Annotated in this window: 22 protein-coding genes and 1 tRNA gene; 8 read left to right on the top strand and 15 right to left on the bottom strand. The window is 73.3% G+C overall.

The genetic code is table 11. The annotated features are described in order from the left end of the window. Positions 1 to 26: 26 nt before the first annotated feature. Positions 27 to 677: an energy-coupling factor ABC transporter permease gene (locus FQY79_RS07650; RefSeq protein ID WP_146312323.1), complete on the bottom strand. Its 651-nt coding sequence runs from the start codon at positions 675 to 677 to the stop codon at positions 27 to 29. Between the two features lie 12 nt (positions 678 to 689). After that, positions 690 to 1,550: a tryptophan 2,3-dioxygenase gene (locus FQY79_RS07645; RefSeq protein ID WP_146312322.1), complete on the bottom strand. Its 861-nt coding sequence runs from the start codon at positions 1,548 to 1,550 to the stop codon at positions 690 to 692. A 274-nt stretch (positions 1,551 to 1,824) separates the two neighbouring features. On the opposite strand from FQY79_RS07645, the gene pdhA reads away from it, so the two are divergent. From pdhA to FQY79_RS07620, 5 genes are all read left to right on the top strand, one after another. Further along, positions 1,825 to 2,904 carry a pyruvate dehydrogenase (acetyl-transferring) E1 component subunit alpha gene (pdhA, locus tag FQY79_RS07640; protein ID WP_146312321.1) on the top strand — a complete coding sequence of 360 codons (1,080 nt, stop codon included), beginning with the start codon at positions 1,825 to 1,827 and terminating at the stop codon, positions 2,902 to 2,904. After that, entirely contained in the window at positions 2,901 to 3,932 is a 1,032-nt protein-coding gene (locus FQY79_RS07635; RefSeq protein WP_146312320.1) for an alpha-ketoacid dehydrogenase subunit beta, read from the top strand. Before pdhA ends, FQY79_RS07635 begins: the two co-directional genes overlap by 4 nt. Positions 3,933 to 4,029: 97 nt before the next feature. Then, positions 4,030 to 5,499, top strand: a complete 1,470-nt coding sequence (locus FQY79_RS07630; RefSeq protein ID WP_146312319.1) for a dihydrolipoamide acetyltransferase family protein — start codon at positions 4,030 to 4,032, stop codon at positions 5,497 to 5,499. Positions 5,500 to 5,542: 43 nt separating this feature from the next. After that, positions 5,543 to 5,899: a VOC family protein gene (locus FQY79_RS07625; RefSeq protein WP_425463192.1), complete on the top strand. Its 357-nt coding sequence runs from the start codon at positions 5,543 to 5,545 to the stop codon at positions 5,897 to 5,899. Positions 5,900 to 5,916: 17 nt separating this feature from the next. After that, positions 5,917 to 6,300, top strand: a complete 384-nt coding sequence (locus tag FQY79_RS07620) for a VOC family protein (RefSeq protein ID WP_027071178.1) — start codon at positions 5,917 to 5,919, stop codon at positions 6,298 to 6,300. A gap of 6 nt (positions 6,301 to 6,306) precedes the next feature. On the opposite strand, the gene FQY79_RS07615 is transcribed toward FQY79_RS07620, so the two are convergent. The 4 genes from FQY79_RS07615 to FQY79_RS07600 form a co-directional block, all read right to left on the bottom strand. Continuing rightward, the gene (locus FQY79_RS07615) at positions 6,307 to 7,965 is read right to left on the bottom strand and encodes a M28 family metallopeptidase (protein WP_246123055.1); all 1,659 of its coding nucleotides are present in this window, start codon (positions 7,963 to 7,965) and stop codon (positions 6,307 to 6,309) included. Positions 7,966 to 8,000: 35 nt separating this feature from the next. After that, positions 8,001 to 8,939 carry an MBL fold metallo-hydrolase gene (locus FQY79_RS07610; RefSeq protein WP_146312317.1) on the bottom strand — a complete coding sequence of 313 codons (939 nt, stop codon included), beginning with the start codon at positions 8,937 to 8,939 and terminating at the stop codon, positions 8,001 to 8,003. A gap of 62 nt (positions 8,940 to 9,001) precedes the next feature. Next, entirely contained in the window at positions 9,002 to 9,310 is a 309-nt protein-coding gene (locus FQY79_RS07605; RefSeq protein ID WP_246123039.1) for a hypothetical protein, read from the bottom strand. Then, entirely contained in the window at positions 9,307 to 10,644 is a 1,338-nt protein-coding gene (locus FQY79_RS07600) for a tryptophan--tRNA ligase (RefSeq protein ID WP_146312316.1), read from the bottom strand. Before FQY79_RS07600 ends, FQY79_RS07605 begins: the two co-directional genes overlap by 4 nt. A 114-nt stretch (positions 10,645 to 10,758) precedes the next feature. Here FQY79_RS07600 and FQY79_RS07595 point away from each other — a divergent pair, with 114 nt between their 5' ends. Next, positions 10,759 to 11,544, top strand: a complete 786-nt coding sequence (locus FQY79_RS07595; RefSeq protein ID WP_146312315.1) for a hypothetical protein — start codon at positions 10,759 to 10,761, stop codon at positions 11,542 to 11,544. 133 nt (positions 11,545 to 11,677) lie between these two features. On the opposite strand, the gene FQY79_RS07590 is transcribed toward FQY79_RS07595, so the two are convergent. From FQY79_RS07590 to birA, 8 genes are all read right to left on the bottom strand, one after another. Continuing rightward, positions 11,678 to 11,878: a CsbD family protein gene (locus tag FQY79_RS07590; RefSeq protein WP_146312314.1), complete on the bottom strand. Its 201-nt coding sequence runs from the start codon at positions 11,876 to 11,878 to the stop codon at positions 11,678 to 11,680. 274 nt (positions 11,879 to 12,152) lie between these two features. After that, positions 12,153 to 12,308 carry an entericidin A/B family lipoprotein gene (locus FQY79_RS07585; RefSeq protein WP_146312313.1) on the bottom strand — a complete coding sequence of 52 codons (156 nt, stop codon included), beginning with the start codon at positions 12,306 to 12,308 and terminating at the stop codon, positions 12,153 to 12,155. Between the two features lie 163 nt (positions 12,309 to 12,471). Further along, positions 12,472 to 13,395: an arginase gene (rocF, locus tag FQY79_RS07580; protein WP_146312312.1), complete on the bottom strand. Its 924-nt coding sequence runs from the start codon at positions 13,393 to 13,395 to the stop codon at positions 12,472 to 12,474. 81 nt (positions 13,396 to 13,476) lie between these two features. Then, positions 13,477 to 14,055, bottom strand: coding sequence for a DNA-3-methyladenine glycosylase (locus FQY79_RS07575; RefSeq protein WP_246123038.1), 579 nt, complete (start codon positions 14,053 to 14,055; stop codon positions 13,477 to 13,479). A 149-nt stretch (positions 14,056 to 14,204) separates the two neighbouring features. Next, positions 14,205 to 14,280 (bottom strand) — tRNA-Thr (locus FQY79_RS07570). A gap of 40 nt (positions 14,281 to 14,320) precedes the next feature. Beyond that, complete coding sequence (locus FQY79_RS07565) at positions 14,321 to 15,091, bottom strand: SPOR domain-containing protein (RefSeq protein ID WP_146312311.1); 771 nt, start codon at positions 15,089 to 15,091, stop codon at positions 14,321 to 14,323. A 9-nt stretch (positions 15,092 to 15,100) separates the two neighbouring features. Next, the gene (locus FQY79_RS07560) at positions 15,101 to 15,838 is read right to left on the bottom strand and encodes a type III pantothenate kinase (protein ID WP_146312310.1); all 738 of its coding nucleotides are present in this window, start codon (positions 15,836 to 15,838) and stop codon (positions 15,101 to 15,103) included. Beyond that, on the bottom strand, positions 15,835 to 16,830 hold the full coding sequence (gene birA, locus FQY79_RS07555; protein ID WP_281289296.1) for a bifunctional biotin--[acetyl-CoA-carboxylase] ligase/biotin operon repressor BirA: 996 nt from the start codon (positions 16,828 to 16,830) through the stop codon (positions 15,835 to 15,837). The genes FQY79_RS07560 and birA overlap by 4 nt, the downstream gene beginning before the upstream one ends. 159 nt (positions 16,831 to 16,989) lie before the next feature. Between birA and FQY79_RS07550 the strand changes: the two genes are divergently transcribed. Beyond that, complete coding sequence (locus tag FQY79_RS07550; protein WP_146312309.1) at positions 16,990 to 17,286, top strand: hypothetical protein; 297 nt, start codon at positions 16,990 to 16,992, stop codon at positions 17,284 to 17,286. Between the two features lie 13 nt (positions 17,287 to 17,299). After that, positions 17,300 to 18,073, top strand: coding sequence for a M90 family metallopeptidase (locus tag FQY79_RS07545; protein WP_425463191.1), 774 nt, complete (start codon positions 17,300 to 17,302; stop codon positions 18,071 to 18,073). Between the two features lie 21 nt (positions 18,074 to 18,094). Here the strand turns inward: FQY79_RS07545 and FQY79_RS07540 are convergent, their stop codons facing one another. Then, complete coding sequence (locus FQY79_RS07540; RefSeq protein ID WP_146312308.1) at positions 18,095 to 19,519, bottom strand: ATP-binding protein; 1,425 nt, start codon at positions 19,517 to 19,519, stop codon at positions 18,095 to 18,097. Positions 19,520 to 19,582 lie beyond the last annotated feature (63 nt).

Below are 19,582 nucleotides of genomic sequence, written 5' to 3'. Positions count from 1 at the left end.
CATGCCGACCCGCCGGGACGGGCCAACTACATGCCTCGCTGCGGCCACAGGTAGTCGCGGTCGTCGAAGCTGCGGCACCAGTGCGGACGGTAGACCACGACCAGCACCATCACCGTGCCGGCGAAGAAGGCCTCGGCGAACATCAGCATCGGGGTGGCCGCCAGGTAGGCGGCCAGCGTCCGGCCGCCCAGCCAGGCCACCACTGCGGCCTTGGCCAGCATCGAGGCCGCCATCGCCAGCGCGCCGCCGGCGAAGGCATTGAGCATCACGTAGGTGAAGATGTTTCGCGGCAGCCAGGTGCGCGCGGCGCGGGAAGCGGCCGCGCTCACCGCCACCGGCAGCGCGCCGGTGGCGAGGAAATCCATGGCCCAGCCGTGCCAGGCCGCGCCCATCAGCGCCCCCGCCAGGCTGGAGGCGGCCATGACCCAGCAGGCGGCCCCGGCGCCGAACATCAGGGTGGCGATGGTGGCGCCGAGGAAGTGCAGCATCACGCCCTGCAGCGCCGCGGTGTTGAACCAGCGCATCGCCGCCAGCGCCAGCGTCGCCACCACCAGGACCCGCAGCGCCTCGGCGTCGGCGCCGGCCAGGTGCCTGCGCAGCGCCGGCGCGGTGCGCGCCAGCAGCACCGCGGCCAGCAGCCACGGCCCCCATTCCCAGCCCGGCGACGACGCGGCCATCCGCTGCGCGGGTCAGCGCCCCGGGCCGATGTGCGTGCGCACGTCGAACAGCTCGGGGAAGAAGGTCAGCTCCAGCGCCTGCTTGAGGAAACCCACCCCCGAGGACCCGCCGGTGCCGCGCTTGAAGCCGATGATCCGCATCACCGTGCGCATGTGCCGGAAGCGCCACAGCTGGAACTGGGTCTCCAGGTCCACCAGGTCCTCGCACAGCGCGTACTCGCGCCAGTAGCGGTCGGTGTGCTCGTAGATGGCCTCGAACACCGGCAGCAAGGCCTCGTCGCGCACGTGCGGCCGGGTCCAGTCGCGGTCCAGGTGCTGCTGCGGCACCGCGTGGCCCCAGCGAGAGAGGTACATCAGCAGCTCGTCGTACAGGCCGGGCGCGGCCAGCACCTCGCGCAGGCGCGCCTGCCCCTCCGGGTCGTGGGCGAACACCTTGAGCATCGCCGCATTCTTGTTGCCCATCAGGAACTCGAGCGTGCGGTACTGCAGCGACTGGAAGCCCGACGACGGCCCGAGCACGTCGCGGAACTCCATGTATTCCGAGGGCGTGAGCGTCTCCAGCACCGACCACTGCTCGGTAAGCTGGCGCAGCACCTGCTTGCAGCGCGCGATCACCTTCTGGCAGCGCCACACCTGGTCGCGGCGCAGGAACACGAGCGCCGCCGACAGCTCGTGGATCGCCAGCTTCAGCCACAGCTCCGAGACCTGGTGCTGGACGATGAACAGCATCTCGTCGTGGTGCGGCGGATCCGAGCGCGGATGCTGCGCCGACAGCAGGCGGTCCAGGTGCAGGTACCCGCCATAGGTCATCCGCCCCTCGAGGTCGGTATGGATGCCCGCCTCGAGCGGCCGTTCGTTGCGATCGATTGCCATCGCGCGAGGTTAACGCAATCGCGGCGCGCTCGCGCCGGCGGGATGCCGGCGCGGCCGCGGGTGGGCCGGGCCGACGCCGGTTCCGGACGGCGCGGACGGAGCGCGAGCGGGGCCGGCCACCCTGCCGGACACACGCCCGGACGGGGCCCTCGCGGGCGGCCGCGACATGCACGGGCAAGCACATTGCGCGCCGCCTTGCATGACGCGCCGCGCAACGTTTCCTTACCGCGGAAACCTTATCATGCCCGCCCCCGACGACCCACGGATGCGATCCATGCGCATAGCCGCGAGTTTCGAGATCGAATACCTGCAGTACCTCGGGCCCGACGGGACGCTGGTGGCCGCGCTGCCCGCCGCGGCGCCGCCCGCGGACGAGGTGCTGGAGCTGTTCAGGCAGATGCTGTTCCTGCGCACCTTCGACGGCAAGGCCGTGGCCCTGCAGCGTACCGGCAAGCTCGGCACGTACGCGCCCTGCCTGGGCCACGAGGCCACCCAGATCGGGATCGGCGCGATGATGCGGCCCGAGGACGTGCTCGCGCCCAGCTACCGCGAGTACGGCACGCAGATCATGCGCGGGGTACAGCTGCGCGAGATCCTGCTGTACTGGGGCGGCGACGAGCGCGGCAACGACTACCAGAACGAGCCCGCGCGCCACGACTTTCCCTGGGCGGTGCCGATCGCCACGCAGTGCCTGCACGCGGCCGGCGCCGCGCTGGCGTTCAAGCTGCGCGGCGAGAAGCGGGTCGCGGTGACCTGCTGTGGCGATGGCGGCAGCTCCAAGGCCGACACCTACGCCGCGATCAACGCCGCCGGCGCCTACACCCTGCCCTTCGTCCAGTGCATCATCAACAACGGCTGGGCGATCTCGGTGCCGCGCAGCGCGCAGACCGGCGCGCGGACCCTGGCGCAGAAGGGCCTGGCGGGCGGCCTGCACTGCCTGCAGGTGGACGGCAACGACCTGTTCGCGGTGCTCGAGGGCATGCGCCGGGCGATGGAGCGCGCGCGCGCCGGCGAGGGCGGCACGGTCATCGAGTTCCTCACCTACCGCCTGCACGACCACACCACCGCCGACGATGCGCGCCGCTACCGCGACGAGGCCGAGGTGAAGGAGGCCTGGACCCGCGACCCGGTCGCGCGCCTGCGCACCTGGCTCACCGCGCAGGGGCTGTGGGACGAGGCCCGGGAGCAGGAATGGATCGCCGAGTGCACGCGCCAGGTCGATGTCGAGATCGACGCCTACCTGGGCACGAAGAGCCAGCCGGCCGAGGCGATGTTCGATTACCTGTACGCCGACCCGCCGCCGGACATCCTCGAGCAGCGGGCCCAGCTGCTGGCCCTGGAGGGACGCGCATGAAGGCGGTCGCGAAGCACGACGCGGCAGGCGCCGGCGCAGCGCCGGCGGCGAAGGCGATCACCCTGATCGAGGCGATCACCCAGGCCCTGGCCTGGGAGATGCGCCACGACGATTCGGTGGTGGTGCTGGGCGAGGACGTGGGCGTGAACGGCGGCGTGTTCCGCGCCACGGCCGGGCTGCAGCAGCAGTTCGGCCCGATGCGGGTGCTCGACACGCCCCTCGACGAGACCACCATCGCCGGCCTCACCGTGGGCATGGCGGCGATGGGCATGAAGCCGGTGGCCGAAGCCCAGTTCGACGGCTTCATCTACCCGATGCTCGACCACATCATCTGCCACGCGGTGCGCTTCCGCTACCGCACCCGGGGCCGGCTCACCTGCCCGATGGTGCTGCGCGTGCCCTGGGGCGGCGGCATCCGCGCGCCCGAGCACCACAGCGAGGCCAACGAGGCGATGTTCACCAACGTGCCCGGGCTGCGGGTGGTGATGCCGTCCTCGCCCGCGCGCGCCTACGGCATGCTGCTGGCGGCGATCCGCGAACCCGACCCGGTGATCTACTTCGAGCCCAAGCGCATCTACCGGCAGTACAAGGAAGTGGTGCCCGACGACGGCGAGGCGCTGCCGCTGGACGTGTGCTACGTGCTGCGCGACGGCAGCGACGTCACCCTGGTCACATGGGGCGCGCAGGTGAAGGAGACGCTGGAGGCCGCCGAGCAGCTCGAGGCCGAAGGCATCAGCGCCGAGGTGATCGACGTCGCCACCCTCAAGCCGCTGGACTTCGCCACCATCGCCGAGTCGGTGGCCCGCACCGGCCGCTGCGTGATCGTGCACGAGGCACCGAAGACCGCGGGCTTCGGCGCCGAGATCGCGGCGCGCCTGGCCAGCGAATCGATGTACGACCTGCTGGCGCCGGTCGAGCGCGTCACCGGCTACGATACCCACATGCCGCTGTTCCGGCTGGAGATGAAGTACATGCCGTCCACCGCGCGCATCGTGGAAGCGGCGAAGCGCACGCTGGCGGCCTCGTAGCGCCCGGCGCGCGCGATGCGCCGCGCGGGCGCATCGCCATCGCTCCCGTCCGCGCGGCCTCCCCCCGATCCATACCAACGACACTTCCGGCATCGACATGGGCAACAGGAACACCTTCCTCCTCCCCGACCTCGGCGAAGGCCTGCCCGACGCCACCATCGTCGAGTGGTACGTCAAGGTGGGCGACACGGTGCGCCTGGACGACAACCTGGTGTCGATGGAAACCGCCAAGGCCGTGGTCGACGTGCCCTCGCCGGTTTCCGGCAAGGTGCTCAGGCTTGGCGGCGGCCCCGGCGATGTCATCGCCACCGGCGCGATGCTGGCCGAGTTCGAGGTCGATCCTTCGATGCCGCAGCGCGCCGAGGGCCAGGACACCGGCCACCACCACGGGGCGCGCCCGGCCGGCAAGGGCGTAGGCACGCAGGACCCCGCGCCGGACGACCGCGTGGTCGCCTCCAGCGAGGGCGGTGCGATCGAGGATGCGGGCGTGCCGCCGCCGGAACGCAAATCGGACGCCGGCGGCGAGCGCGCCGACAGCGGCACCGTGGTCGGCGCGATGCAGTCCTCCGACGCGGTGCAGAGCGACCGCCTGCTCTCGGTCGGCGGCGTCAGGGCGATGCCGGCGGTGCGCGCGCTCGCGCGCAAGCTGCGCGTGGACCTCAGCCGCGTGACCGGCACCGGTGCCGACGGCGTGGTGACGATGGCGGACGTGAAGCGGGCGGCAGCGGAAGGCACCGCGGCGGCAGGCCACCACCCCAACCCTCCCCCGCGGGCGGGGAAGGGAGCTGCCGACTTCCGCCAGTCTCCCGCTGCCCCTTCCCCACCTGCAGGAGAGGGCCGGGGTGGGAGCACGCGCAGCGCCGCGCAGCGCACCGCGCTCTCGGCCAGCGGCCGGCCGATGCGCACCCAACCGCCCTCGGTCAGCGCCAGCGGCCAGCCCGAGCAGCTCCGGGGCGTGCGCCGGAACATGGCGCGGGTCATGGCCGACGCGCACAGCAAGGTCGTGCCCACCACCCTGGTGGACGATGCCGACATCCAGGCCTGGCACCCGGGCAACGACGTCACCGTGCGCCTGGTGCGCGCGATCTGCGTGGCCGCGGCCGCGGTGCCGGCGCTCAATGCCTGGTTCGACGGCGACACGCTCACCCGCACCCTGCACCCGCACGTGGACCTGGGCATCGCGGTCGACACCGCCGACGGCCTGTTCGTGCCCGCGCTGCGCAACGCCGACCTGCTCGACGCACGCGGGGTGCGCGCCGCGGTCGACCGCCTGCGCGCGCAGGTGGAGGACCGCAGCATTCCCGCCTCGGAGCTCACCGGCCACACCATCTCGCTGTCGAACTTCGGCATGTTCGCCGGCCGCTACGCCACTCCGGTGGTGGTGCCGCCGAGCGTGGCGATCGTCGCTGCCGGGCGCGCGCGCCACCAGGTCACGCCGGTCGTCGGCGGCTTCGAATCGCGCAAGGTGATCCCGCTGTCGCTGACCTTCGACCACCGTGCCTGCACCGGCGGCGAGGCGGCCCGCTTCCTGCGCGCGATGCTCGACGATCTCGCCCTGCCCGACTGAGCGCGACCACGCCGCCATGCACCGCAGCCGCCTCGCAGGATTCATGATCGACGTCCGCGACGGCACGCTGGAAGCGGCGGCGAAGTTCTGGGGCGGCGCACTCGGCCTGCCGGTGGTCGATCCCGATGAAGGCGGGCGCGGCCGCTACGCCGTGTTCGGCCCCGCGCCCGGCGGCCTGCACGCCGAGGTCCAGCGCGTCGACCATCCCCCGCGCGTGCACCTGGACATCAAGGCGGACGACGTCGAGGCCGAGGTCCGCCGTCTCGAAGCGCTGGGCGCACGCAGGATCGAACACGTGCGCGCACGCCTGTGGGTGATGGAGGCCCCGAGCGGCCAACGTTTCTGCGTGGTCCCGATGCGCGAAGGCGCACGCCGCGCCATGCCTTCCACCTGGCCCTGATCCAAGGAGGAACCCCCATGCCCCACCACAGCCGCCTTTGCGCCCTGGTCCTGGACTGCGAGGTCGAGGACCTCGGCCCGCACGTGGAGTTCTGGAGCAAGGCCCTGGGCAAGCGCGTCGAGCGCGCCGACGAGGACGGCGACGGCCGCTACGCCCGCCTGCAGACCGCGGACGACGAGCCGATCATCCTGCTGCAGAAGGTCTCGCACCCTTCGCGCGTGCACCTGGACATCGAGACCGACGACGTCGAGGCCGAAGTCAGGCGGCTGGAGACGCTCGGCGCGCGCCGGGTCCGGAACGTCCACACCTGGGTGGTGATGGAGGCGCCCAGCGGCCACCGCTTCTGCGTGGTCCGCCAGCAGCGCAAGCCGTTCGGCCCGCACCTCAACCGCTGGGACTGAACACGGCTACTCCGCCGGACGCGCGCGCCGCTCTTGGCTGGCCTCCCGCAGCGCCTTGAACTCCGAGCCCTCGTGCCAGTGTGGCCAGTGGTCGCCGTCGGCGAGTTCGCGCGCAAGCGCGTACAGCAGCTCGACGTCGCGCACCTGGCCACTGGGGTCCCAGTCGGGCGACCAGGCGTCGCACGGGCGGTGGTAGCAGTCGGCAAAGTAGGCCTCGCGCAGCGCGGTGCCGCGCTCGACGCCGCCCTCGACCATGTCCAGCCCGGCGCCGATGGTGATCGCCGGCACGCCGGCGCGCGCGAACGCGAAGTGGTCGGCGCGGTAGAAGAACCCGGATTCGAGGTTGGGATCGGGCGATCGGCGGCGGCCATGCGCTTGGGCGATGCGGCCCAGGTCGTCCTCCAGCGACACGCGCCCGTTGCCCCAGGTGGCGATGTCGTGGGTCGGCCCGTCCGGGCTGAGCATCTCGATGTTGAGCACTGCGGCGGTGGTCTCCAGCGGGGTGAGCGGGTTGGCGGCGTAGTAGGTCGCGCCCTGCAGGCCCTTTTCCTCCGCGGCCAGGGCGACGAACAGCAGGCTGCGCGCCGGGCGCGGTCCGGCGGCAAACACGCGCGCCAGCTCCAGCACCGCGGCGACGCCCGTGGCGTTGTCGACCGCGCCGCGCCGGATGCGGTCGCCGCTGGCGTCCGGTTCGCCGATGCCGTAGGCGTCCCAGTGCGCGGACACGATCACCGTCTCCCCTGGGCGCGATGCGCCGTCCAGGCGGCCGACCACGTTGCGGGTCACCACCTCGTCGCGCACCACGTCGAATGCGGCCGACAGGGTCGCGTCGCCCAGCGCCACCGGCGCGAACGCGGCGGTCTGCGCGCGCGCCTTCTCGCGCTCGAAGTCCAGGCCCGCGGCCGCGAACAGCGACACCGCGGTGTCGCGATGGATCCAGCCGCGCAGCAGGGTGTGGTGCCGCGCGGCATCCGCGCGCGGGATGTCGAACAGCGGCGACAGCCCCGAGGCGCGCACCGTCTCCCAGCCGTAGGCGGCGGGCGCGGTCTCGTGCACGATCAGCGCGCCGAGCGCGCCGCGCCGGGCGAGCTCCTCGTACTTGTAGGTCCAGCGGCCGTGGTAGGTGACGGCGCGGCCGTCGAACGCGCCCGGCTCGGGCGTCTCGAAGTCGGGGTCGTTGATCAGCACCACCGCGACCTTGCCCGCCAGGTCGGCGCCCTTGTAGTCGTCCCAGCCGCGCTCGGGCGCGTCGATGCCGAAGCCGACGAACACCAGCGGCGCGCGCTCGACCTCGACCCGGTCCACCGGGCTGAGCGACTGCAGGGTGATGTCTTCGCCGTTGGCGAGCGCGCGGTCCTCGCCGCCGACGTGCAGGGTGGCGACCACCGGTCCCTCGACCCGCGCCCGCACCAGCGGCACGGCCTGGGTCCAACCGCCGCCGTCGCCGCCAGGCTGCAGGCCCGCCTCGGCGAAGCGTTCGGCGATGTAGGCCACCGTGCGCTCCTCGCCCGCGGTGGCCGGCGCGCGCCCTTCGAACCGGTCGGAGGCCAGCACCTGCACGTGGCGCATCAGCGCCGCGCCATCGATGCCGCCTCCGGGCACGTCGGCCGCGTGCGCGGACAGGGCCAGGATCGTGGTGCACAGGCAGGGCAGCAGGCGCTTGATCACGGGACTTCCTCCGGCATTGGACGGGAACGGGCTCAGCGGGCCCTGGCCAGGCGGTCGAGCCACACGCCCAGGCCCTGGGCATTGATCTCGATGTCGCCGCCGAGCACCTCGGCCACCATGCGCTCGGGCGCGTCGACGCCGTGTTCGGCCGCGCGCTCCACGCACAGCACGGTCAGCCCCTCGACGATCCGCGCGTGGCGGTCAGGCGCGCCGTCCACGCCGCGGGCGATCGCCGCCATCGCGTCCACCTGGGCAACCAGATCGTCGGCAATCCGCGCGCATTCGGTGACGACCCCGTAGTGGGCGATGCGGATCGCGGCCGGGCCCTGCGCGACGAGGCGCCGGATCGAGGCCTTCATCTGTTCCGGGTCGAACTGGACCGGCGAGGTGGTCGGCAGGGCGAAGGCGCCGTTGTGGTTGTCGAACTCGCGGTAGGACAGGCCGAAGGCGTCGCCCGCGATCCAGCTGCGCGTGTCCGCGTCCCAGACGCTGTAGTGGTGCAGCGCGTGCCCCGGCGTGTTGGCGCACAGCAGCGGGCGTCCGGCGAGTTCGACCACGTGGCCGTCCTCCGCCACCACCACCCGCGCCGCGTCCACCGGCAGCATCCCGGCGTGGTCGCGGGCGAACATCTCCTCGCCATAGACCTGCTTCGCGCCCGCGATCAGCTTCTCCGGATCGACCATGTGGCGCGCGCCGCGCGGATGCACCACCAGCCGGGCATTGGGCAGCGCGCGCATCAGCGGCCCGGCGCCGCCGGCGTGGTCGAGGTGGACGTGGGTGACCAGCAGCCAGTCGACCGCCTCGCGCGCCACCCCGGCGGCATCGATGGCCTCGAGCACGCGCCCGGCGCAGGTCGCGGTGCCGCAGTCGACCAGCGCCGCGCGGCCGCGCTCGCCGTGCACCAGGTAGGCCGCGCACAGGTGGGGGCGGATGTAGCCGGTATCGATGAGGGTGATGCCGTCGCCTGGCATGGCGCGCTCGCTTGCGGGGACTTCCGGAAGTGTCGCCGATGCGCCGGCGGCGGTCGACCAGGTCAGCGGCCGCGAAACAGCACGAATCGCAGCCCGAACGCGATTGCCAGCACGGCGAGGAACACGCCGTAGCCCACTGCCGTCGCGAGGATCTGCGGCCAGAGCCTGCCATAGCCGCCATCGGCGTTCCCGATCGCCCAATAGACGCTCCACAGGAACGCGCCCACCGACAGCGCCAGCGTGGCCAGGTCGTAGAGCACGCGCGCCGGGCCGCGCGGCTGGCGCGGGAACAGCCAGTACAGCACCGCCAGGATCGCGAACCAGGGCAGGAACAGGATCAGGGTCAGGTTGAGTTCGACCAGCGGGTTCACGAGGCCTCCTTCGCCGCGCGCTCGGCATCGGCGGCGGCCAGCGCCTCCAGCGCGGCCTGGACCTCCGACTCGGCCACGCCCTCGCCCAGTGCGGCCGGCGCCTGCGCGAGCGCCAAGGTGCCGCGACGCAACCCCGCGATCGCCTGGCCGGCAGCGCGCGGCGCGTCGAACGCGTGGCTCTGCAGCAGCACGCGGTCGCCCTGCACGAGCTTGAAATAGAAGCGCCCGTCGGCCTCGCGGTACTGCTTGAACACCGGCGGCGCCGGGCGCGCGGCAGGCGCGGCGTCGGCGGTCGCGGACGCGTCGATGCGCAGCTTCGACAGGTCGCGCAAGCCGACCGCGTCGCGCAGCTGCGCCAGCAATGGCGTGGCGTAGCGCTCGCGCAGGCGGCGCGCGCCGTCGCGCAAGATATCCTCGATGTCGCCCGGCCGGGAGACGAGGTCGAGGTAGCGTTCGCGCAGCGGCGCGATCTCGCGCTCGACCAGGTCGAACAGGCGCTGCTTGGCCTCGCCCCAGCCGATGCCCTCGGCGTAGGCGCGGGCGAACGCGGCCGTTTCCTCCGCGGTGGCGAAGGCCTGGTAGAGCTGGAACAGGGCCGAGCCTTCGGTGTCCTTGGGCTCGCCCGGCGCGCGCGAGTCGGTGACGATCGAGAACACCAGCCGGCGCAGCTCCGCCGGCGGCGCGAACAACGGGATGGTGTTGCCGTAGCTCTTGCTCATCTTGCGCCCGTCCAGGCCGGGCAGCGTGGCCACGTGCTCCTCCACCACCGCCTCGGGCAGGGTGAACCACTCGCGGCCGTAGACGTGGTTGAAGCGCTGGCCGAAATCGCGCGCCATCTCGATGTGCTGCACCTGGTCGCGCCCTACCGGCACCTTGTGGGCATTGAAGATCAGGATGTCCGCGGCCATCAGCACCGGGTACATGAACAGGCCCGCGGTCACGCCGGCGTCGTCGTCCTCGCCCTCGACACGGTTGCGGTCCACGGCCGCCTTGTACGCGTGGGCGCGGTTGAGGATGCCCTTGCCGGCGACGCAGGTCAGGAACCAGGTGAGCTCCGTGATCTCGGGGATGTCGCTCTGGCGGTAGAACCACACCCGCGCCGGATCCAGGCCGGCGGCCAGCCAGGTGGCGGCGATCTCCAGCGTCGAGCGCTGGGTGCGCTCGGGCTCCTGGGCCTTGATCAGGCTGTGCAGGTCGGCCAGGAAGAAGAAGCTTTCGGTACCCGGGGCCCGGCTGCTGGCGATCGCCGGCCGCACCGCGCCGACGTAGTTGCCGAGGTGCGGGGTGCCGGACGTGGTGATGCCGGTCAGGACGCGGGTACGGGATTGGGGCATTGCGCGGCGCGTGGAGGGTGGCGGGAAGGATCCGCAGTTTACCCCGCCGCCGCGCCAACCCCGTCCGGCGCGCCCGGGCGTTGGCAGCTTCGGATCCCGAGACGAGGTGCCGCCATGAAACGCCTGCCCGCCCTGCTCCTGTCGTCGTGCCTGCTGCTGCCGTCCGCGCCAGCCGTGGCCGCGTCCCTGGTCCGGATCGACATCGTCGACCGCGAGCAGGGCCGCTGGCTGCCCGAATACCGGGCCCGCGGGGAGGCCTGGATCGCCGGCACCCCCGGCCACCGCTACGCCGTGCGCCTGACCAACACCAGCGGCGAGCGGGTGCTGGCGGTACTGTCGATCGACGGCGTCAACGCCATTACCGGCCAGACCGCGCGCCCGTCGCAACCGGGTTACGTGCTCGAGCCCTGGCAGAGCGCCGAAATCGAGGGCTGGCGCAAGTCGTGGCAGGACGTGGCCGCGTTCGTGTTCACGTCGCCGGACCGGAGCTATGCCGCGCGGACCGGGCGTCCGGGCAACGTCGGCACCATCGGCGTGGCGGTGTTCCGCGAGCGCGCGGCGGCGCCTGCGGTGTCGCGCCCACCGGTTGCCCGGGCGCACGCGTCGCCCGCGCCGGCCGCGCCGGCCGCGGTGCAGGCCGGGCCCGACGCCTACGCCAGCCCGTCCCGCGTACCGCAGCAACTGGGCACCGGCCACGGCCCGCGCGAGTGGTCACCGGCAGGACAGGCCACGTTCGCGCGCGCGAGCCGCCAGCCCGCGCAGCTCACCCAGCTGCGCTACGACGCACCGTGGGCGCTGGCGGCGCGCGGCATCGGCCCGCGCGACACGCCACGTGCTCCGCCCCCGCGCGGCCCGCGGGCGTTCCCCGGCGGGTTCGTCCCCGACCCGCCAGCCTGGTGACGACGCAACGGCCGCGTCCGCGCGCGCGGATACGACGAAGGGCCGGCATGGCCGGCCCTTCGCAGTCGATCGGGATGACTACTGGAGCGATGCGGTCCGGCGAGCCCGGATCATCCGCAGGCCCGGTTGCCCATCAGTTGAGCGTCTTCTCGAACTCGCGCACCTCGCGCTCGGCGCGATCGCGTTCCCAGCCGTACTGCTCCTGCAGCTTGCCGGCGAGGTACTTGCTGTCGCCTTCGGCGACGTCGAACACGTCGTCGGTCAGTTCGCCCCACTTGGCCTGGGCCTGGCCCTTGAGCTGCGTCCACTTGCCGGCGATGATGTCTTTGTTCATGTCATGCGTCCTCGTTCGTAGGGGAAGGCATCGGCGCGCAAGTCCCTCCCACGCGCCGATGGCCACATCATCCACGCCCAGGCATCACGGCCGGATCAAGGATTCGTAAGCCGGCTTTCACGCGAACGCTGAACGCGTCAACGGCCCCGCCCCATTGCCGCACGGAAGACGGCAGGGAGCGCGACCGGCGCCACGCGCACGTCGCGCCACTGCACGCGCACAGACGAAAAAAGACCGGCTTGCGCCGGTCTTTGGGATTCGCATCGGCCCGCAGTCAGCGCGGATCGGTGCCGCCGGTGTCGTCGGCCGCGTCCTGAACCTTGTCACCGACCTTCTCGACATCCTTGCCGACGCCCTTGACCGTGTTGCATGCGCTGAGCGTGCCGGCAGAGAACAGGGCGATCAGGATGAGGGCCATCAAACGCTTCATGTGGATTCTCCTGGAACTGCGATCGCGGCGGACCCGCGAGCGTCGGCGCCATCTCACGCGGGCGGCCGTGAAATCCACGTTGAAAAACCGGATGGCCGGCGCACGCGGGCGACCGCCGCGGGGCGCGGCATTCATTGATGTCGCCGCAGCGTCAACGCCGCGCTCAATCGCGCATCAGCGTCGACTTGCCGAACAGGCTCTCGACCAGGTCCACCGCGAGCTCGGCGGTGCGGTTGCGCGCGTCGAGCGCGGGATTGACCTCGACGATGTCGAGCGACCCGAGCAGGCCGGTATCGGCGATCATCTCCATGATCAGCTGCGCCTCGCGGTAGTTCACGCCACCGGGGATCGGGGTGCCGGTGCCCGGCGCGATCTCCGGATCGACCACGTCGACGTCGAAGCTCACGTGCAGGTGGGTGTCGGCGTCGAGGCCCGCGAGCGCCTGCTCCATCGCCTGCTTCATCCCGACCTCGTCGATATAGCGCATGTCGTAGATGTCGAGCCGATGCTCCTTCACCAGCCGCTTCTCGTCCTGGTCGACCGAGCGGATGCCGAGCTGGCGCACCTGCGCCGGCGCGATCGCGGGCACGTGCGCGCCGATCCCGGTCAGCGCGTCCGGACCGATGCCGCACAGGCACGCCACCGGCATGCCGTGGATGTTGCCCGAGGGCGTGATCTGGCTGGTGTTGAAGTCGGTGTGCGCGTCCAGCCACAGCACGCGCAGCTTGCGTCCCGCGCGGCGGCAGTGGTCGGCGACCGCGGCGATCGAGCCGATGGCCAGGCAGTGGTCGCCGCCGAGCATCACCGGCATCCGGCCCGCGTCCAGGATGTCGCTCGCGGCCTGGTAGACCGCGCGGTTCCACGCCACCACCTCGTCGAGGTGGCGGTAGCCGTCGACCGGCCCGCGCCACGGGTTCTTCGGTCCGTACACGTCGCCGTTGTCGACCACGTCCACGCCGCGCGCGGCCAGCGCCTCGCCCAGCCCGGCCACCCGCAGCGCCTCGGGGCCCATTGAGGCGCCGCGGGTGCCGGCGCCGACGTCGGTGGGGACGCCGAAGATCGAGACGGGTGGATAGGGGGCGGGCATGCATGCAACTCCGTGATGGCCTCGCGCCAGTCTAGCGATCGCGCGCCATCGACGCATGCGCGACGCGGCACGGCGCGCGCGTCAGGGCGTGCGCCACCGCCAGGGAAAATCGACCGCGCGCGAAATGCCCACGCGCGGCCCCACGCGCGGGTTTGCGGGTGGTGGCGTGCCGTCGCTGGCGATCCACACGCCGCGGTCGCCGCGCACCAGGTCGGCCCCGTCGTGGCTGCGGTCCAGGCCCATCGCCTGCGACAGCTTGCCCGGCCCGTTGGCCAGGTCGCGGTCGCGGCGCGCCGCCGGGCGCAGCGCGCGCATGCGCTCGATGCCGGCCACCGGTTCGATCGCGCGCAGCAGCACGCCCGCGCCCTCGCCCACTTCGCCGCAGACCGCGTTGCTGCCCCAGTGCAGGCCGTAGCTGAAGTACACGTACAGGTGCCCGGCCTCGCCGAACATGGTGGCGTTGCGCGCGGTCATGCCGCGATACGAATGCGCCGCGGGATCCTCGCTGCCGGCGTAGGCCTCCACCTCGACGATGCGCCCCGCGCGGCCATCGTCGCGGACCAGGAGCTTGTTGAGCAGTTCGGACGCGACCAGGGTGGGATGGCGGCGGTAGAACGCACGCGGCACCGGCGTCCATCCGGCAGGCAGGCGGCGCATCATCGCGGGCCCGCCCCGTTCTGGCCGGGTGCGCGTGCTGGCGGCGCGTGGACGGGCGGCGTGTCGGGCATGGTGAAAGACTGGCGCGGCGCTGGTGCGCCCGGCGTCAACGCGGGCTCCCGGGATCCGGCGCGGCGGCCCTGGCCGCAGGCTGGTGCCGCTTGTCCGATTCGAACGGACGACCTACCGCTTACAAGGCGGTTGCTCTACCAGCTGAGCTAAAGCGGCGACGGCCTGCACCGGACGCCCGCATTCTAGCCCACGGGCCTCAGCGGCCCGCCGCGCCGAGCGTGGCGCAGTCGACCCGGGAGGCGCGCGCGGCGCCGGCCATGCGCCGCAGCGCGTCGGCGTCGGCCGCCTGCGCGACCGCCACATGCAGCCAGTGGCGCACGCCCGCGTCGCCGACCGGTTGGGCCACCGCGTCGAAGCCGGCCTCCTGCAGCGCGCGGCGATGGCGCTGCGCGCCCTCCTCGGTGCTGAAGCGGCCGAGCGCGATGTCGACGCGGCCGTCCTCGTCCGGGGACAGCAGGTAGTGGTCGTGGAACCCGGCCGCGCCCAGGCGCCCGGCCATGGCCTCGGCGGCGGTGCGGTCGGGCAGCGCCGCCATGCGCACGTCCCAGCCACGCGTGGCCTCGGGCAGCGTACGGACCGCCTGGCGCAGGACCGCTGCGCGCACCGCATCGGCGGCGGCGCCGGCCGCGGCGGCATCGTCGAACGGCCCCAGGCGCAGGCAGCGTTCCGGCGCCACGGCTGGCGGATCCGGCGGCGCCGCGGCCGGCGGCCCGCTGGACGCCGCGACGCCTGCAGCCCCGGCGCCATCCCCGGCAGCGGCGTCCGCGGCATCGCCAGTCGCGGCCTCCGCAGCGACCGGGGGCGCCGCTGGCGTGGCGGGCGCGTCCTCGCCGGGCAGGCGCAGCAGTTCGACCCCCGCCGGCAGCGCCGGATCCGATGGCGGCGGCGGCTCCGTGCGCGTGACCCACCACAGCGCGACGCCGAGGTTGAGGATCACCAGCAGGACGATCAGGGCGCGGATCGGCATCGGCCGATTCTAGGCGCTTGCGTCGGGCCGGGCCCAGCGCGCCAGCCCCTCGAGCACGAGCGCCGGGGCGTGCACGGCCTGCGGCAGGTGCGCCAGCAGCGCCCCGGCGCCGCCGCCGTGCAGCAGCAGCGGCACCGCCGCGCCGCAGGCCTCCTGCGCCCCCGCCTGGCTGCGTGCGAGCAGTCCCAGCGCGGCCCCGGTGCATCCCGATTCGAGCGCATCGTCGGTACCGGCCGCGAACTCGCGATAGCGGCCACCGGCGGCCGGCAACTGCGCGGCGCGGGCATGCAGCGCCTGCCGCATCAGCGCCGGCGACGGCGCGATCCGGCCGCCGTGGTGGCGACCGTCGCCGTCCACCAGGTCCACGGTGAGCGCGGTCCCGACCCCGACCACCAGCCAGGGGCCCCCGCGGGCGTGCGCGGCCAGCAGGGCCAGGAACCGGTCCACGCCCAGGCGGGCCGGTTCGGTGTAGGCAATCCGCAGCCCGGCCCAGCGTGCCTGGGTAGCGGCCAGTTCGATGCGGCCGCAGCGACGCGCCAGTCCATCGAGCAGGGCCACCCGAAGCTCCGGCGCCGCGACGCTGGCGACGTGGGCCTCCCCGATGCGCGCGGGCAGGGCGTCGTCCCAGCCCGGCGCGAACGCGCGCGCGTCGTGCGCGACCGCCTGCACCCGGCCGATCCGGCCCGCGTCGTCGAGCGGCGCGAACTTCAGCCGCGAGTTGCCGAGGTCGAACAGCCACCGGCTCATGCGCTGCGCTCCATGCGCCGCAGGCTGACCTCGCCGGCGTGGAAGCTGCGCTCGCCACCCGCGGTGCGCACCCGCAGCGCGCCGTCGGCGGCCGGTCCGAGCGCGAGGCCTTCGTGGCATCCGTCGCCGGCCTGGACCTGCACCCGTGCCCCGGCGATCGCGTCGCAGGCGGCATAGCGCGGCAGGAACGGAGCGAGCCCGTCGCGGTCGAAGCACTCCAGCGCGGGCAGCAGCGCGGCGAGCACCGCCGCGGCCAGCGCGTCGCGCGACGGCGCCGGGTCGAGCAGCGCGCCCAGGTCGGTCCACGGCTGGTCGATGCCCGCGCCAAACGCCGCCGGCATGCGCACGTTCAGGCCGATGCCCAGCACCGCGCGCGCCGGACCGGCGTGCTCGCCGCCGCCTTCGACCAGGATGCCGCCGAGCTTGCGCAGCCCGCCAGCGTCCGCGACCACGATGTCGTTGGGCCACTTCAGCCCCACCGCAGCGGCGCCCAGCCCGCGCAGGGCCTCGGCGACGGCGACGCCGGCCACCAGGCTCAGCCCGCCCAGCCGCGCCAGCCCGCCCTCGAAGCCGCGCGCCACCGACAGGTAGAGGTTGGCCGCCAGCGGCGACGCCCAGGCCCGTCCGCGGCGGCCACGTCCGCCGCTCTGGCGTTCGGCCAGCAGGACCTGCACGCCGGCGCCCTGGGCCCGGCCGAGCAGTTCGGAGTTGGTCGACTCCAGGCACCAGGCTACCTCCAGCGCATCGATCCCGGCGGCTACGGCGGGCGGCAGGGCCGTCCGGATGCGCGCGGCGTCGAGCAGGTCCAGCGGCGCGGCCAGCGCATAGCCGCGGCCCGGCCAGGCCTCGATCGCCACCCCGGCGCGGCGCAGGCCCTGGATCCGCTTCCACACCGCGGCCCGGGTCTGGCCGGCCTCGCGCGCCAGCGCATCGCCCGAGACCGGTCCCTCGGCCAGGCGCATCAGCAGGCTGCGGTCGGCGGCGGTGGTCACGGCGGCGGGATCCGGGTCATGGGCCGATTATCGGGGATCGGCGCGGGACCGGCGGGCGAGCGGGCGGCGCGCACGTTCGGCCCTCCTCCGCGCGCAGCCCACGCCGACCTGTGTATAGTGGGTTGTTGCCTCCGCAACAGCTGTCGAAGGAAGGCTGCCATGGCTCCAGGATCGAGTACCCGAATCCAGCTGCTGTCGGGCCTGCTGCTGGCCCTGGCCGCGCTGCCCGTGGCGGCGCGCCAGCCGGCGATGATGGATGCGAACGGGGGCGGTGCCAGCGCTTGCCCGCTCGGCACCGACGACGAGGCCGCGGAAGAGACCCCGGCGCTGCGCCCCGACAAGCGCCCCTCGCCGCCCACGCCGGCGCGCACCACGCCAACGCGGCGCGCGGGCGATGCCGGAACGGCCACCCGTCCGCCGCGCTGGCACAGCTTCCTGCCGGGCATGATCCGCTGACGGTTTCCGGGGCGTGCCCGCGGGACTGATCCGGCGGCTGCTGGGCCGCGCACCCGATCCGATCGACGATGCCATCTGGCAGCAGGTGGCCGCGCGCGTCGCGTGGGTGGCCGCGCTGGACCCGGGGCGTGCGCAGCGGCTGCGTGCGCTCGCCTCGCGCTTCCTGCAGCGCAAGACCATCACCCCGATCGAACCGCTCGCACTCGACCCCGCCCAGTGCGCCACCCTCGCCGCGCTGTGCTGCCTGCCGCTGCTGGAGTTCGGCCCAGAGGGCCTGCACGGCTGGTCGCAGCTGATCGTGTATCCCGATGCGTTCCGGGTGAACCGCAGCCACGTCGACGCCGCCGGCGTGCTGCACGAATGGGACGACGAACTGATCGGCGAAGCCTGGGACGGCGGGCCGCTGATCCTGTCGTGGGCGGACGTGGAAGCCGACCTCGACGACCCCTATGCCGGCTTCTGCGTGGCGGTGCACGAGATGGCGCACAAGCTCGACGCGCTCGACGGCGTGCTCGATGGCACGCCGCCGCTGCCGCGCGCGTGGCAGCGCGAATGGGCACGGGACTTCCAGCAGGCCTACGACGGCTTCGTGGCCGCGGTCGACGCCGGCCGGGAGGTGGCGGTGGATCCCTACGCGGCCGAGGCGCCGGAGGAATTCTTCGCCGTGTGCAGCGAGTACCACTTCAGCGACCCGGCCCTGCTGCGCGTGCACCTGCCGCGCGTGGCCCGGCACCTGGAACGCTTCTACGGCCGCTCGCCGGCGGACGCTCGCGCGGCCGGCGCCTGAGCCGCGACGGGCGCGCCGCTGCTACAGCCCAGGCGGCAGCCGCACCTCGAAGCGCGCGCCGCCCAGTTCGGCGGACCGGCCCACGTGCAGTTCGCCGCGGTAGCTGCGCACGATGTCCTGGACGATGGACAGGCCGATGCCGTGTCCCTGCACCCGCTCGTCGCCGCGCACGCCGCGCTGGAGCACCAGCGGGATGCGCTCCTCGGGGATGCCCGGGCCGTCGTCGTCCACCGCCAGCAGCAGGCCCGGGCGCCGGTTGGGCGCGGTGGCCCCGGGCTCGACCGTGAGCAGCACCCGCGACCGCGCCCACTTGAACGCGTTCTCGATCAGGTTGCCCAGCAATTCCTGCAGGTCGCCCGGTTCGCCGTGGAAGCGCGCGGCCGGGTCGATCTCGAACTCGCAGATCACGCCCTTGGACGCGTAGATCTTCTCCAGGCTGCGCACCAGCGCCTCGGCATGCGGCTCGATCTCGACCGGTGCGGCGAACAGGGTGTGGCCGGTGGTCGAGGCGCGGCCGAGCTGGTAGCTGACCAGGTCGGTCATGCGCTGCAGCTGGGTCGCGACCTCCTCGCGCAGTTCCTGCTCGCTGGCGTCCGAATCCAGGCGCGCGCGCATGACCGCCAGCGGCGTCTTCAGGCTGTGCGCGAGGTCGGCCATGGTGTTGCGCTGCTGCTCCAGGTTCCGCCGTTCGCTCTCGATCAGCGCATTGATGCTGTCGGTCAGCGGCTCGAGTTCGCGCGGATGGCGCTCGCCCAGGCGGTGGGCCTGGCCGCGCTGCACGCGGGTGAGTTCGTCGATCACCTTGCGCAGCGGCCACAGGCTCCAGCGCAGCACCAGGGTCTGCAGCAGCAGCAGGATCAGTCCGGCCACGCCCAGGTAGCCCCACAGCGCGGCGCGGAACACCCGCACCTGGCGCGGCACGGTGCCGGCGTCCTCCATCACGTAGATGGTGTACGGGAATTCCGATTCGGGGGTGGAGCCCTGCGGCGCCCAGATCATGCCCAGGCCGTAGCGGTAGACGTGCCCGGGGGTGTCGTCGGCGCGGACCATCGGCAGCGGGCCCTCGAACCGCTCCTCGCCGCCGCCGAGCATCGGCGCTTCGGGCAGCTGCGGCCCGGACGCCGACCGCGAGACCCAACTGCCGTCAGGCAGCACGATCTCCGCGTACAGGCCGCTGCCCGGACGGTCGAAGCGCTCGTCCGGCCCGTTGTCGGGCAGGTACAGGTCGCCGTTGCGCAGGAACTCCACCTCGCCGGCGTAGGCCAGCACGTAGTTGCGCAGGCGGTCGCGCTGGCCTTCGCTGGCCACGTCCTGGAACGCGCGGTCGAGTGCATAGCCGGCCAGCGCCAGGAATGCCACCAGGCCCAGGCTCGCGGCCGTCAGCTGGCGTGCCTGCAGCGAACGCGGGCGCCACGGCAGTTCGCGCGAGGGCTTGCCTTTGCTCATGGGTTCGGAACGGGATCGGGGCACGGGCGGCGGCGGGGCGCCGTCGCCCACGATAGCCGATCG

It is taken from the genome of Luteimonas wenzhouensis (genome assembly GCF_007859305.1).
Taxonomy (GTDB): domain Bacteria; phylum Pseudomonadota; class Gammaproteobacteria; order Xanthomonadales; family Xanthomonadaceae; genus Luteimonas; species Luteimonas wenzhouensis.
The sequence above is the reverse complement of the archived record's forward strand: the minus strand, read 5'-3'. Positions and strand labels throughout refer to the sequence as shown.